This window comes from Antarcticibacterium sp. 1MA-6-2, from assembly GCF_021535135.1.
Classification (GTDB): Bacteria; Bacteroidota; Bacteroidia; order Flavobacteriales; family Flavobacteriaceae; genus Gillisia.
Window position 1 is genome coordinate 3,831,087 of the sequence record NZ_CP091036.1, and the last position, 15,642, is coordinate 3,846,728.

The following is a 15,642-nucleotide window of genomic DNA, read 5'->3' on the forward strand; positions in this document are numbered from 1 at the left end:
AAAAGATGCTAATTCAACTTATAATATGAAAAAGGTGAAAATCCGCCATTCAGCCCTTCGTGTGCTTCTTCTCAGCATTTCGATGTTTATATCATCTACCATTCTTACTTTAGCTCAGGATAATTCCATCCAAGAGGAACAAGCAGATCCACAGGAAACCGTGGGTGGCCCTCAGGAATCTAATGTTGAAGCTCCGGCAAGTGGAGATGCCGCAGCCGGAAAAAATCTTTTTAATTCTCTTTGTGCTGCCTGTCATAAACTTGATTCCAAATCCATTGGACCACCCCTTAGAGGGGTAGCTGAAAGAAGAGATCAGGAGTGGTTACATGACTGGATCCAAAATAGTCAGGCTCTTATTGCAGCCGGAGATCCACATGCTCTTGAAATTTATAATGAATACAACCAGGTGGCCATGCCGCCTTTCCCTCAATTAAGTGAGGGGGATATAGATAATATACTTGCTTATACCAGTGAACCTAAAGCGGTTCCTCAGCCAAAGCAACCTGGAGGTGATGCTGCCGGAACAGGATCGGGAGGAGGCGGAGTTTCCACCGATATAATTCTGGCGATACTGGCATTTGTGCTTTTAATGTTGCTTGCAATTTTATTCCTGGTTAATAAAACTCTTAGAAAGTTTGCAACTGCCAGTGGAATAGAGCTTCCTGAAAAGCCAAAAAGAACTCCAATCTGGAAATCGTTTGTTCAAAATCAATTTCTGGTCCTTGTAAGTGCTGTTTTACTATTGCTTGTTGCTGCTTACGGAATGTATGGTTTCTTTATGCAGGTAGGTATAGATCAGGGATATCAACCAATACAGCCAATACATTTTTCACACAAAATACATGCGGGAGATAACCAGATAGAATGTAAATTCTGTCACTCTTCTGCAAGAGTTTCCAAAACTTCAGGAATTCCTTCTCTTAACGTTTGTATGAACTGTCACAAGTCTATTGGCGAAGTTGCTGAAGAAACTGCGACTGACGAATACAGTAAAAATTTCTACGATCAGGAAATCCAGAAATTATATGCAGCCGTTGGCTGGGATCCTGCAGCTCAGGCTTATACAGGAGAAGAGGAGCTTAGTAAAATGGATAAGAATTCATAACCTTCCAGATTTTGCATACTTTAATCACTCTCAACACGTAGAGGTAGGAGGTATTGCCTGTCAAACCTGTCACGGCCCTGTTCAGGAAATGGAGATTATGTATCAAAATGCTCCTTTAACTATGGGCTGGTGTATCAATTGCCACCGCGAAACCAATGTGAAGACAGAGGGGAATGAATATTATGAAAAAATTCATGAAGAGCTGTCCAAAAAATATGGTTTGGAAGAATTGACTGTGGCTCAAATGGGTGGTACAGAATGTATGAAGTGCCACTATTAATCTAATACTAAAGAAGTAATATCTAAATATATGTCATCAAACAAGAAATACTGGCAAAGTGTTGAAGAGCTTAAAGAAGAGAGCTCTGTTGTTGAGGCGCTACAGCATAATGAATTTGCAGAAGAGATACCTACAGATGAATTTCTTGGCAATAAAGAATCTTTAGAAGGTTCCACTACTACACGGCGGGATTTTTTGAAGTATGTAGGTTTTAGTACCGCTGCTGCATCCCTTGCTGCCTGTGAAGGACCAGTGATTAGATCTATTCCTTATGTTGTTCAGCCAGATCGTATCGTTCCCGGGGTAGCAAATTATTATGCTACCACAATGGCTGATGGTTTTGATTTTGCCGGAGTTTTGGTAAAAACCCGTGAAGGACGACCAATTAAGATTGAAGTTAATACGATGGCCAATACAGGTGCTAATGCACGTGTACAGGCATCAGTTTTGTCATTATACGATTCACAAAGATTAAGACGACCAGTTGCTAACGGAGAAAAAGTTTCCTGGAAGAAGTTTGATACTGAAGTAAGAAAAGGACTGGAAGGTGTTTCAGGAGAAATTGCATTACTTACACCAACCTTTGCAAGTCCCTCAACTTCCAGACTAATCAGTGAATTTTCTCAGCAATTCGGTAATGTTAGACACGTTGTTTACGATACTATTTCTGAAGATGCTGCATTAAGTGCTTTTGAAGGGAAATACGGCCGAAGAGCACTTCCTAATTATGATTTCTCGCAGGCAGAAGTTATTGTTTCTGTTGGTGCAGATTTCCTTGGAGATTGGGCTTATGGAGGTCACGACTCCAAATATGCGCGTGGTAGGGTTCCTAAAAATGGAAAAATGTCCCGCCACATTCAATTTGAATCTACTATGTCTATTACAGGTGCAAACGCCGATAAGCGTGTGCCTGTAAAATTAAGTGAGCAAAGAGCCGTTCTTGCTGCTCTTTATGGTCATATTGTAGGTGGAGGAGCAGGAGCAGGCAATCTTCCCGCCAAAGTGGGTGAGGCAGTTGAAAAGGCTGCAGCTCAATTGAGAAGCGCAGGTAGTAGAGCAGTGGTTATATCTGGAATTCCAGATGTTGATGCGCAGTCCCTTGTGCTTTCAATTAACGAGGCTCTTGGCAGTAGAATAATGGATACTCAAAATCCAAGGTTGCTTAGACAGGGTAATTCTGCTGAAGTACAGCGCCTTGTTCAGGATATGAATGCGGGAAGAATAGGAGCAATTATAATAGCTGGTGTAAATCCTGCCTATAGTCTTCCAAATGCTGATGAATTTGTAGAAGGGTTAAAACAGGTAGAACTATCTGTGGCCTATTCTATGAAGGCAGATGAAACTGCAAAATTATGTAAGTTCATAGGTGCAACTCCGCATTACCTGGAAAGTTGGGGAGATATTCAGTTTACGCCTCGACAGGTAACCCTGATGCAGCCGACTATCAGACCGCTTTTTGACACAAGACAATTTCAGGATAGTCTTTTGAAATTAACAAATAATCAGACTTCCTTTTACGATTATATTAGAGAAACTTGGACAGGTTCTCTTGGAGACAAAACCTGGGCAGACGTTTTACACGACGGATACTTTGAGTCAGCCGGACCTTCCGGAGTTACTTTAGGAAGTAATCAAACAGCAGCAGCTGCAGGTTCTGCGGCACAAGCTATGTGATTCTCCCGTAACAGCTACTCCACGTAGGAATGATGATGCGACAGCGGTTCGAAATCTTTCCGCAGCTGTAGAAAATACAGGTTACGAGTTGGAGCTTTATACTTCTGTTGGTTTAGGAGATGGTCAACAGGCTAACAACCCATGGCTGCAGGAATTTCCTGATCCTATTACCCGGGTTTCCTGGGATAACTATTTAAAAGTTTCCATGGCCGATGCTGAGGCGCTGGGGGTAATGAATGAACATGCCTCAAACGGTGGCCTTAATGGTAGCTATGTAAATCTTAAGGTAGGTGATACGGTACTGGAAAAAATCCCTGTTTACATTCAGCCGGGCCAGGCAAGAGGAACTGTTGCTCTTGCACTGGGATATGGAAAAAAAGAAGGAGTCCAGGAGGAAATGCAGGTAGGAGTAAATGCTTACCCTTTATATAAGAACTTCAGCTCTTACCAGAATGTGAGTATTGAAAAGGCTTAGTGGAATACACGAGTTTGCCTGCGTTCAATTGCATAAGACCTTAATGGGAAGAGGAGATATTATTAAAGAAACCACTCTTGAGATCTTCAATACTAAAGATGCTCACGTTTGGAATTCAATGCCAGAAGTTTCCCTAAATCACATTGAAACTCCTGTTACCTCTCCAGATGTTGACTTGTGGAACGGGTTTGACCGTACTCAGGGACATCATTTTAATATGTCCATAGACCTCAATGCGTGTACAGGTTGTGGCGCTTGTGTAATAGCCTGTCATATCGAAAACAATGTGCCTGTGGTAGGAAAACAGGAAGTGAGAAAGTTCCGTGATATGCACTGGTTGAGAATAGATCGTTATTTCTCTTCTGAAGAGACTTTTGAAGAAGATATCAATAAAAAGGATAATATAGCAGGTTTAGGTAGTTCTCTTTCAGAATTTGGAGAATTGGAAAGCCCTTCAGATAATCCTCAGGTTGTTTTCCAGCCAATGCTTTGTCAACACTGTAACCACGCTCCGTGTGAAACAGTATGTCCTGTGGCCGCGACTATGCACGGTCGCCAGGGTCAAAACCAGATGGTTTATAACCGTTGTGTAGGAACAAGATACTGTGCGAACAACTGTCCTTACAAGGTTAGAAGGTTCAACTGGTTCAAGTATAACAGAAACGACGAGTTTGACTATCATATGAACAACGACCTTGGACGTATGGTATTAAATCCTGATGTAACGGTGAGATCCCGTGGTGTGATGGAGAAATGTTCTTTCTGTATTCAGAAAACTCAAAAGACGATCCTGGATGCTAAACGTGATGGCCGCGCTTTACCGGGAGATGAATTTGAGACAGCCTGTTCTCTTGCCTGTGATAAAGGTGCTATAGTATTTGGAGATGTAAATGATGAAACAAGTGTCGTGGCCAGAGAAAAGGAAAATGACAGAATGTACCACACTCTTGAATACCTTGGTACAAAACCAAATGTGATGTACCAAACGAAAGTTAGAAATACATCAGAAGCTTAGTTAATTAAATAAAGAATCAATTATAAAAGGATATGTCTCATTACGAAGCACCTATACGAAAGCCTCTAGTTACTCGCGATAAGTCCTATCACGATGTAACCCTCGATGTGGTTGCGCTTAGTTGAAGGAAAGGCTAATAAAGCCTGGTGGATTGTTTTTTCCATCGCTCTTATAGCATTTCTTTGGGGTTTAGGTTGTATTATATATACTGTTTCAACAGGTATTGGAGTTTGGGGATTGAACAGGACCGTAGGTTGGGCCTGGGATATTACTAACTTCGTTTGGTGGGTAGGTATCGGTCACGCGGGAACACTTATTTCTGCAGTACTGCTTTTATTCCGTCAAAAGTGGAGAATGGCCATTAACCGCTCTGCAGAGGCGATGACAATTTTCTCTGTAATGCAGGCAGGTCTTTTCCCAATTATTCACATGGGTCGCCCATGGCTTGCATATTGGGTACTTCCTATTCCAAACCAGTTTGGTTCCCTGTGGGTGAACTTTAACTCTCCATTACTTTGGGACGTATTTGCAATTTCCACATATCTTTCAGTTTCCCTTGTATTCTGGTGGACAGGATTACTTCCAGATTTTGCAATGATTCGTGACAGGGCTGTAAAGCCTTTTCAAAAAAGGATCTATGGCATTTTAAGTTTTGGATGGAGTGGGAGAGCAAAGGATTGGCAGCGATTTGAAGAGGTTTCTCTTGTTCTTGCCGGATTAGCAACACCCCTTGTACTTTCGGTACATACCATTGTATCCTTTGACTTTGCAACCTCGGTTATTCCTGGTTGGCACACCACTATCTTTCCTCCTTACTTCGTTGCCGGGGCAGTTTTCTCCGGGTTTGCGATGGTTAACACTCTGTTGATCATTATGAGGAAGGTTTCTAATCTGGAAGATTATATTACAATACAGCACATCGAATTGATGAACATCGTAATTATGATTACGGGTTCTATTGTAGGTGTGGCCTATATAACCGAATTGTTCGTAGCCTGGTATTCCGGGGTAGAATATGAGCAGTATGCTTTCCTTAACAGGGCGACAGGTCCTTACTGGTGGGCTTACTGGGCAATGATGACGTGTAACGTTTTCTCTCCACAGTTCATGTGGTTTAAGAAGCTGCGTACGAGCATCATGTTCTCCTTCTTCATCTCTATAGTGGTAAATATTGGGATGTGGTTTGAACGATTTGTAATTATTGTGACATCACTACACAGAGATTACTTGCCATCATCCTGGACCATGTTCTCGCCTACGTTTGTAGATGTTGGAATATTCATTGGAACCATAGGATTCTTCTTTGTACTCTTCCTTTTATATGCACGTACTTTCCCTGTAATTGCACAGGCAGAGGTTAAGACTATCCTAAAATCTTCCGGAGCGAAATACAAGAGGTTAAGAGCAGAACATGGAGATCACGTAGATCATTATGATCCAATTGTACGGGAACCTAGTTTCTAATGCTGAAGATAATAAGTGGGTTGATCGCGATGATCCTGCCGATTCACATCATGAAGCTACAGTTAATGCTGATGGTTTGATCAAACTTGATATTTACAGAGACAGAATAGACGAAATGCTTCACCGCATAGGGGTTTATGATCCTGCAACTCAAAAAGCTGATGATCTTCAAAAAATAAAAGTAATTGGTCCTTTGCTTGAACAAAGGCTCCACCAGTTAGGTATCTATACTTTTGAACAAATGAGTCATTTAACTGAAGAAGATGTAGAACTGCTTGATCTTATAATTGAAGATTTTACTTTAAAAGGCAGACATGCAGAGTGGACTACTCAGGCAAACCAACTTAAAAACAAGAACTAATGGCATCTAAAGTTATACACGCTATTTATACAGATGACGACTTGCTTTTACAGGCTGTAAAACAAGTGCGTGAGGCACGGTACCACATTGGAGAAATATATACTCCATTTCCTGTACACGGGTTGGACAAAGCTATGGGACTTGCTCCTACAAGATTGGCTATTGCTTCTTTTATCTACGGTGTTATTGGATTTTCGGTGGCAGTAACAATGATGAACTTTATGATGATTGAAGACTGGCCTATGGATATAGGAGGTAAACCGAGTTTTTCATTTATTCAGAATATGCTTAAGCATTCGTACCTATTATGTTTGAGCTAACGGTGTTTTTTGCAGCTCACTTAATGGTTATAACCTTTTTCTTAAGAAGTAAACTATGGCCCTTTAAAACTGCTGAAAATCCTGATGTAAGAACAACAGATGATCACTTTTTAATGGAAGTTGACGTGGCAGGTCACAACACTAAAGATCTCACAGATTTCCTTTATCAAACAGGAGCTTCTGAAATTAAATTAATAGATAACAAATAAACCCGATGAAAAGTTTATTTAATAAGTCCTTAATACTCATACTGGCATTGGCCGCTGTTTCCTGTGCAGATGACAACAGACCCAACTACCAGTATTTTCCAGATATGTACGAACTTAGTGCCGTACGAGCCTTATGGAGATTACCAAATTTTTCCAAATGGGCAGGAGGCTTTGGTTCCGGCTGCAGGAAGTGTTCCAAGAGGTTGGAAACCTTATGAATATGAAAATACTGCAGAGGGTTATCAACTTGCCAAAACTGAATTAAAAAACCCATTGCCCTATACCGAGGATAATCTTGCAGCAGGCAGGCAGTTGTATACCATCTACTGTGCAGTATGTCATGGTGACCAGGGAGATGGGCAGGGGATTCTAGTGCAACGTGAAAAGATCCTTGGTATTCCAAGATATGATGATGCAGGTAGGGATATAACCGAAGGTAGTGTTTACCATGTAATGTACTATGGCCTTAATGCAATGGGTTCTTATGCATCACAAACTTCTATTGATGAGAGATGGTTAATAGATCATTATGTGATGACACTAAAGAACGACCTGCTTGGTGGGGAAGAAAGAGCTTTTGATCAGGAATCTCAGGATAGTATTCCGCAAGGTCCTACAGAAAATCTTATTCCGGCTGTAAATGCTGAAGAAGATCAGGTGTCTGAACAGCAGGAAACTACAGGAGCATACGAAGAAGCTCAGGAAAATGAAAACTAAGAATAACAGCATCTAGATATATAAATATGTACACGCTATCCAGTAAATTAAAATTATTTTCTATAATTCTTATGGCTGTAGGCGCGATAGGTTTGGCCATAGGGTTTTTCATCGCACCGTCAACAATTGAAGAAGTAAAGGAAATAGTAGCTTCTCACGAAGCGGGGCACGGTGAAACACATTCTGCTGTTCCTGGAGAAATTAAAAGTGAAAATGATGCAGAAGACGCCGACGGGCTGGAAGCTGTTCCTTCTGAACATGAAATTCATACCGAGCGCACAGATGAAGCTGAAGCCCAATTAGGAGCTGAAGGAGATGAACACGGTGCTGAACATTATGAGCATCTTTTACATCAGTTACAAAATAAGCCCTGGGCGGCGCTTTATGTTGCTGCATTCTTCTTTTTTATGATTCCTTTGGGGGTACTCGTATTCTATGCTATTCAAATTGCAGCACAGGCTGGATGGTCTCCTGTTCTTTTCAGGGTTATGGAAGGAATAACATCCTATCTTTTACCAGGAGGTGTAATAATATTTGTGTTGTTGGTTTTATCTGGCCTACATCTTAACCATTTATTCATTTGGATGGATACTGAAGTAGTGGCACACGATGAAATTATTCAGAATAAATCGGGATACTTAAACGTCCCTTTCTTCCTGATTAGAGCGCTAATCTATATTGGAGGATGGGTTGCCTTTAGACACTTCCTCGTGAAGAATTCTGTTAGAATGGACGATACAGATCCTAAAGATCTAACTTATTTCAAGAAGAATTTCAAACTGGCAGCAGGATTCCTTGTTTTCTTTATTGTGACTGAATCTATGATGTCCTGGGACTGGATCATGAGTCTTGACCCGCACTGGTTTAGTACCCTGTTTGGATGGTACGTATTTGCCAGTATGTTTGTTTCTGGAATTACTATGATCGCTCTTGTAACAATCTACATGAAATCGCTTGGATACTTAACCTTCGTGAACAACAGTCACATTCACGATTTGGCAAAATTCATGTTCGGGATAAGCATATTTTGGACTTACCTTTGGTTCTCCCAGTTTATGCTGATATGGTATTCTAATATCCCTGAAGAGGTAACCTATTTTGTTACACGTATAGAAGATTACGGTTTGTTATTCTGGGGGATGGTAGCAACTAACTTCCTCTTCCCTGTACTACTGCTTATGAACAGTGACTTTAAGCGTGTTAACTGGTTCGTGGTTATGGCGGGAATTGTTATCCTTCTTGGTCACTACATTAATGTATATGTAATGGTAATGCCTGCCACTGTTGGTGAGCTCATGGTTTATAGGATTGTCAGAGATAAGTTCTTTAGTTTTCTTTGCCGGATTGTTTATTTTTGTAGTATTCAGTTCTCTTACTAAAGCACCGCTACTGGCAAAACGAAATCCGTTTATCAGGGAAAGTGAGCATTTTCATTATTAGAAAAGGATTGTATAAAGTAGAAAATAAAAAATGACAGTATTTTTAATCATTATAGTTGTAGCCCTTTTTGCGATCACTGTTTGGCAATTGACGAAGATATTTCAGTTATCCAGGGATACTAATTCAATAGACAATTCACAAGTTGCAAGTGATAAGGATAATAAAATGCAGGGTAACCTTATGCTGGCATTCGGTATTGCGTTTTATGTGTTCATGCTTTATTCTTTCTGGACCTGGAGTGACAGGGCTCTTCCTGCTGCATCATCAGCTCACGGATTAGAATATGATACCTTACTTTGGATTTCTCTTGCGGTAATCATGGTAGTACAAATCCTAACTCAGGGTTTACTGCACTACTTCGCTTTTAAATATCAGGGAAGAAAAGGTAAAAAAGCTTTGTTCTTTGCAGATAACGATAAACTGGAATTCGTTTGGACTATTATTCCTGTAATTGTACTGGCAGGTCTAATTATTTATGGATTGTTTACCTGGTCAAGTATCATGAACATCGATGATGAGAATACAGATGCTATTGTCATCGAGATTTACGGAAGACAATTTGCCTGGGAAGCTCGTTATGCTTATATGGATAATACCCTTGGAAAGGCTAACGTACGATTTATAGAAGGAGCTAACACAATGGGAGTGGATATCGAAGATCCCTATGCTTATGACGATGTTGTTGCTTCAGAACTTCACCTTCCTGTGGGGCGGCCTGTAATATTTAAATTCAGGTCTCAGGATGTTTTACATTCGGCTTACTTTCCCCATTTCCGTGCACAAATGAACGTAGTTCCGGGAATGATTACTCAGTTCTCTTTTACTCCAACTGTTACTACCGAGGAGATCAGAGAGACTGAATATATGAGGGATAAACTGGCCCGGATCAAAGAATTGCGGAACGATAAAAATGAGCAGTTAATTGCTTCAGGAGGGGAGACCCTTTCAGACTATGAGCAATTTGATTACTTTTTACTGTGTAACAAGATTTGTGGTACTGCTCACTACAACATGCAAATGAAAGTTGTAGTAGAGACTGAGGCAGAATTTAATGCCTGGATGGCAGAACAATCCAAGTTTAGCGAAACCATAGATAAAATGCAACAACCAACTATTCCTGTTCCTGCAGAGGGAGATGAGAATAATGAAGATGTAGCTCAGGTTCAAAATTAATACGAAGAAAAAGATTTAAAGATATGTCAGCAGTAGGACACACAACAATAGATCACGCACATGATGATCACGGGCATCATCATAAACAGACTTTCATAACTAAATATATCTTTAGTACAGACCATAAGATGATTGCCAAGCAATATCTTATCACTGGTCTCTTAATGGGTATTATTGGTATTACAATGTCTGTTCTCTTCCGTATGCAGTTAGCCTGGCCGGAAGAGCCATTCTGGATATTTGAAGCACTTCTTGGTAAATGGGCACCCGGTGGCGTTATGTCCCAGGAAATATACCTTGCTTTAGTTACCATTCACGGTACTATCATGGTATTCTTTGTACTTACTGCAGGTTTAAGTGGTACTTTTAGTAACCTTCTTATTCCGCTTCAAATTGGTGCAAGAGATATGGCCTCAGGATTCCTGAACATGGTTTCTTACTGGTTGTTCTTCCTTTCAAGTATAATTATGTTAAGTTCATTGTTCGTAGAAGCTGGGCCAGCATCTGCAGGATGGACTATTTATCCTCCTCTTAGTGCCTTACCACAAGCTATAGGTGGATCTGGCTTAGGAATGACTCTTTGGCTGGTTTCAATGGCTATCTTTATTGCCTCTTCCTTAATGGGGTCGCTTAATTATATTGTTACTGTAATTAACTTAAGAACACGAGGAATGTCTATGACAAGACTTCCACTTACTATATGGGCCTTCTTTGTAACTGCTATTATTGGAGTTGTGTCTTTCCCTGTTCTTCTTTCTGCGGCTTTAATGCTTATAATGGACAGAAGCTTTGGAACCTCTTTCTTCCTGAGTGACATTTATATTCAGGGAGAAGTTCTTGCACATCAGGGAGGATCCCCTGTTTTGTTTGAACACCTTTTCTGGTTCCTTGGTCACCCGGAGGTTTATATTGTAATTCTTCCGGCGATGGGAATCGTTTCAGAAGTTTTGGCTACCAACTCCCGTAAACCTATCTTTGGTTATCGTGCAATGGTTGCTTCTATTCTGGCAATCGCATTTCTTTCAACCATTGTTTGGGGTCACCACATGTTCGTTTCGGGGATGAATCCGTTCCTTGGATCGGTATTTACATTTACCACTTTATTAATTGCAATACCTTCAGCAGTAAAAGCCTTTAACTGGATCACAACCTTATGGAAAGGTAATCTGCAAATGAACCCCGGAATGTTATTTTCTATAGGATTCGTTTCAACTTTTATTACCGGAGGTTTAACAGGGATTATTCTTGGTGATAGTACACTTGATATTAACGTTCACGATACCTACTTTGTAGTTGCTCACTTCCACCTTGTAATGGGTATCTCTGCGATCTACGGTTTACTGGCTGGTGTATACCACTGGTTCCCTAAAATGTTTGGTAGAATGATGAATAAAAATATGGGGTATATCCACTTCTGGATTACTTCCATAGGAGCTTATGGTATTTTCTTCCCAATGCACTTTATAGGTATGGCAGGTTTACCAAGACGTTACTATACCAATACTACTTTCCCTTACTTTGATGACCTTGCAGATGTGAACGTGCTAATGACTGTGTTCGCAATTATTACAGCTGCTGTTCAAATAGTGTTTCTGTACAATTTCTTTAGCTCTATTTTCTTCGGAAAAAAAGCAACTCAGAATCCATGGAACTCTACTACATTGGAATGGACTACTCCTGTAGAGCATATCCACGGCAACTGGCCTGGTGAAATTCCAGCAGTGTACAGGTGGTCATATGATTACAGTAAAACAAATGAGAATGGAGAATATGTGATCCCGGGACAGGATTTTGTTCCTCAAACGGTACCTCTTCAAAAAGATGAAGAAGAATTGAATCACTAAGAAAATTTAAATAATACATAAAAGCCTTTTCATTTTTTGAAAAGGCTTTTTCTTTTTTATATAAAAAAGCTAATTGTTTCATTTGAATGTTCTACTGCTTAGATACGGAGTTCTTTGCTTTTAATTATCTTTGTTCAAAGCAAAAAATCCTTTGGTGCTTTACTAAAAGCTTAATATGAACGACAACCTAGATCCTACAGGCGAAAAATTTTCTTCAGAAGAACTGGATATCGAAAGAGCTTTACGGCCTCTCTCGTTTGATGATTTTGCCGGGCAGGACCAGGTGCTGGATAATTTAAAGGTTTTTGTTGAAGCGGCTAATCTTCGGGGGGAGGCACTGGATCATACTCTTTTTCATGGTCCTCCCGGTTTGGGAAAAACCACTCTTGCACACATTCTGGCTAATGAACTAAATGTAGGTATAAAAATTACCTCAGGCCCCGTAATAGACAAACCCGGTGACCTTGCAGGTCTTTTAACAAATCTTGAGGAAAGGGACGTTCTTTTTATTGATGAAATTCACAGGCTTAGCCCGGTTGTAGAGGAATATCTTTATTCTGCAATGGAAGATTATAAGATAGATATAATGATCGAATCGGGTCCTAATGCGCGTACCGTTCAAATTAATCTAAATCCTTTTACGTTAATAGGAGCAACTACAAGATCAGGGCTACTTACTGCTCCTATGCGGGCGAGATTTGGAATATCCAGCAGGCTTCAATATTATTCAACTGAATTACTTTCAACCATTTTGGAGCGAAGTGCAGAAATTTTAAGAGTTCCTATTACTAATGATGCTGCAATAGAAATTGCAGGAAGGAGCAGGGGAACACCAAGAATTGCTAACGCGTTATTAAGAAGGGTACGTGATTTTGCACAAATTAAAGGAAATGGCAAAATTGATATTGAAATTGCCAGGTTTGGACTTAAAGCTTTAAATGTAGATGCTCATGGTCTTGACGAAATGGACAACAAAATATTGACTACCATAATAGATAAATTCAAAGGCGGTCCCGTGGGCATTACAACACTTGCTATGGCTGTAAGTGAAAATGCCGAAACGATAGAAGAGGTTTACGAGCCATTTCTCATTCAGCAGGGGTTTATTTACAGGACTCCCCGCGGCAGGGAAGTAACAGAACTGGCATACAAACATCTGGGCCGGATACGAAATAATATCCAGGGAGGCCTGTTTTAAATTTGCTCACCAATCTGGGCAGGAAAAGAGAGAAAATGACGAATGATAATATACCTGGATTGTTCCTTCGTGGGAATTCTATCGAAATTCACTAAAGATCCTTGAAAATCCGCTGATTTTTCACCATAAGAAATTCGGAAAACTGGGCAGTATTTTTCGGTTGAAGATTGGACCGGGAAAATCTGTTATCTTTTCCCGCAATGCTGGTTTTGCCCAGTATGCACTTCAGAAGAATCAAAAAAACTATATAAAGACTACCATCCAGACCGAGGATATGGCAAAATACCTCGGCAAAGGCCTTCTTACTGCGGAAGGAGAGCACTGGAAAAAACAGCGACGCCTTATCCAGCCGGGGTTTCATAAAAAACAACTGGTGCATTTGCTCGGGAGTATCAAATCTGCCATAGATGTTGAATTAGAGAAGATAGCCACGGATAAAGACACGGATATTTTTCCTGTTTTTAACGATCTCGCTTTTCAAACGGTCGTAAAAGCTTTGTTCAGCAGTGCGGTTAACCAGGAAGAAATTAACAGGCTACAATACATTACCGAGGCAGCACAAAAAATGCTGGTGCGGGAATTGCGCCAGCCATATCTGGGCTGGTATTTTTCCCTTAGCGGGAAAATTAAGGCGCACATGGATCTTACTGATGAAGCCAGGGATATCCTTCAGCGCATTATCAACGAGAGGAGAAAGAGCGGAAAGAGAGAAAATGATCTTCTCGATATGCTTCTTGAGGCAAAGTACGAGGACGGCAGCAGCATGGAAAACAAGCAGTTATTGGATGAAATTCTCATCCTGTTCACTGCAGGCCACGAAACCACTTCCAATGCTTTAACTTTTACTGCTCAGCTTCTTGCGAGGCATCCTAAAGATCAGGAAAAGATTTTTCAGGAAGTGAAAACAGCAGCTGATACTGCCTCCAATCACATGGAATTCCTTCAGCAATTGGAATACACAAAAATGGTTATTGAGGAAGCAATGAGGTTATATCCTCCTGCTTATTTTATAGATCGGGTGAACCTTGAAGATGATGAATTTGAAGGAATTAAGGTGCCTAAGCGAACTCTTCCCTTCTTTTTTCTATGTACGAAATCCACAGGAGTGAAGAATACTGGGAAGACCCTGAAGCTTTTCTTCCCGCACGATTTGAAGACCCAAAAAAGCATTCTTCTTATTATTTTCCTTTTGGAGCCGGACCGCGGATGTGCATTGGCAATAATTTTGCTATGTATGAAATGATAATGGCAGTGGCAGAACTGGTTAGGAAATATAAGATATCTTCAGATTCTACTCCAATACAAATCCTCCCCCTTATTACTTTAAAACCGAAACAGGCAATCCTCAAATTTGATTTGCGCAACCGTGAATAGCACAGCTGCAAAATATACTGCAATGATTAAGGCTGAAGCTAAACGTCTCGGTTTCATGTCCTGTGGGATATCCCATGCTGAATTTCTTGAGCAGGAGGCTCCGCGGCTGGAGTCCTGGCTCAACACGAATATGCACGGGGAAATGAGGTATATGGAAAATCATTTTGATAAGCGGCTGGATCCCACAAAATTGGTGGAAGGTTCCAAAAGTGTTATTTCGCTTTTGCTGAATTATTATCCGAAGGAGGCTCAAAATATTCAATCTTACAAGATTAGCAAGTATGCCTATGGGACTGACTATCATTTTGTCATTAAAGATAAGCTGAAGGATCTTCTGAAATTTATACAGGCTGAAATTGGAGAAGTAGATGGCCGCGCTTTTGTAGATTCGGCTCCTGTTTTGGACAAAGCATGGGCAGCAAAAAGTGGCCTTGGCTGGATTGGTAAAAATTCAAATCTGTTGACAAGGCAGGTTGGCTCTTTTTATTTTATAGCTGAATTAATTGTAGACCTGGAACTGGAATATGATACTCCTGTAACCGATCATTGCGGTACCTGTACTGCCTGTATTGATGCCTGTCCTACACAAGCTATAGTAGAGCCTTATAAAGTTGACGGGAGCAAGTGCATCTCCTATTTTACAATAGAGCTTAAAGAAGAACTGCCTACCCATGTAAAAGGACAATTTGATGACTGGATGTTTGGTTGTGATGTTTGCCAGGATGTGTGTCCCTGGAACCTATTTTCAAAATCTCATAACGAACCTTTGTTTGATCCACATCCGGAGTTACTTCAAATGGAAAAAGAACAATGGGATGACATAACGCAGGAGACATTCAGTGAGATCTTCAAAAAATCAGCTGTAAAGAGAACAAAATATTCTGGTCTCCGAAGGAATATTCAGTTTTTAAAGCACTAGTTTTTTGCTTCCGAAGTAATTGTATTCATTACAATTTTTTAAAAAATTTTAAACTTCATTTTTGCTGCATTCTC

At 40.5% G+C, this 15,642-nt stretch carries 7 protein-coding genes and 6 pseudogenes; all 13 read left to right on the plus strand.

Features of this window, described 5'->3' with window-relative positions; genetic code table 11:
• The first annotated feature begins 25 nt into the window (after nucleotides 1–25).
• The 13 genes and pseudogenes from LZ575_RS19395 (at nucleotide 26) to queG (ending at nucleotide 15,568) form a co-directional block, all read left to right on the plus strand.
• A pseudogene (locus LZ575_RS19395) lies at nucleotides 26–1,385 on the plus strand (cytochrome c3 family protein).
• A 30-nt stretch (nucleotides 1,386–1,415) separates the two neighbouring features.
• Nucleotides 1,416–4,549, plus strand: a pseudogene (locus LZ575_RS19400) (TAT-variant-translocated molybdopterin oxidoreductase).
• Nucleotides 4,550–4,581: 32 nt separating this feature from the next.
• A pseudogene (nrfD, locus tag LZ575_RS19405) lies at nucleotides 4,582–6,013 on the plus strand (NrfD/PsrC family molybdoenzyme membrane anchor subunit).
• Nucleotides 5,991–6,374, plus strand: a complete 384-nt coding sequence (locus tag LZ575_RS19410; RefSeq protein WP_235326651.1) for a hypothetical protein — start codon at nucleotides 5,991–5,993, stop codon at nucleotides 6,372–6,374. The pseudogene nrfD and the gene LZ575_RS19410 overlap by 23 nt, the downstream one beginning before the upstream one ends.
• A pseudogene (locus LZ575_RS19415) lies at nucleotides 6,374–6,903 on the plus strand (DUF3341 domain-containing protein). The gene LZ575_RS19410 and the pseudogene LZ575_RS19415 overlap by 1 nt, the downstream one beginning before the upstream one ends.
• 69 nt (nucleotides 6,904–6,972) lie before the next feature.
• Nucleotides 6,973–7,620 carry a cytochrome c gene (locus LZ575_RS19420; protein WP_311195868.1) on the plus strand — a complete coding sequence of 216 codons (648 nt, stop codon included), beginning with the start codon at nucleotides 6,973–6,975 and terminating at the stop codon, nucleotides 7,618–7,620.
• 26 nt (nucleotides 7,621–7,646) lie between these two features.
• Nucleotides 7,647–9,060, plus strand: a pseudogene (locus LZ575_RS19425) (quinol:cytochrome C oxidoreductase).
• Between the two features lie 30 nt (nucleotides 9,061–9,090).
• Nucleotides 9,091–10,233 (plus strand): cytochrome c oxidase subunit II, encoded by a 1,143-nt coding sequence (locus LZ575_RS19430; RefSeq protein ID WP_235326653.1) that lies wholly within the window; start codon nucleotides 9,091–9,093, stop codon nucleotides 10,231–10,233.
• Nucleotides 10,234–10,256: 23 nt separating this feature from the next.
• Nucleotides 10,257–12,077, plus strand: coding sequence for a cbb3-type cytochrome c oxidase subunit I (locus LZ575_RS19435; RefSeq protein ID WP_235326655.1), 1,821 nt, complete (start codon nucleotides 10,257–10,259; stop codon nucleotides 12,075–12,077).
• Between the two features lie 175 nt (nucleotides 12,078–12,252).
• Nucleotides 12,253–13,275 carry a Holliday junction branch migration DNA helicase RuvB gene (ruvB, locus tag LZ575_RS19440; protein WP_235326657.1) on the plus strand — a complete coding sequence of 341 codons (1,023 nt, stop codon included), beginning with the start codon at nucleotides 12,253–12,255 and terminating at the stop codon, nucleotides 13,273–13,275.
• 115 nt (nucleotides 13,276–13,390) lie between these two features.
• Nucleotides 13,391–14,281: pseudogene (locus LZ575_RS19445) on the plus strand (cytochrome P450); the annotation flags it as partial.
• Between the two features lie 80 nt (nucleotides 14,282–14,361).
• Nucleotides 14,362–14,649, plus strand: coding sequence for a cytochrome P450 (locus LZ575_RS24015; RefSeq protein ID WP_311195869.1), 288 nt, complete (start codon nucleotides 14,362–14,364; stop codon nucleotides 14,647–14,649).
• Nucleotides 14,650–14,671: 22 nt separating this feature from the next.
• Complete coding sequence (gene queG / locus LZ575_RS19450; RefSeq protein WP_235326659.1) at nucleotides 14,672–15,568, plus strand: tRNA epoxyqueuosine(34) reductase QueG; 897 nt, start codon at nucleotides 14,672–14,674, stop codon at nucleotides 15,566–15,568.
• Nucleotides 15,569–15,642 lie beyond the last annotated feature (74 nt).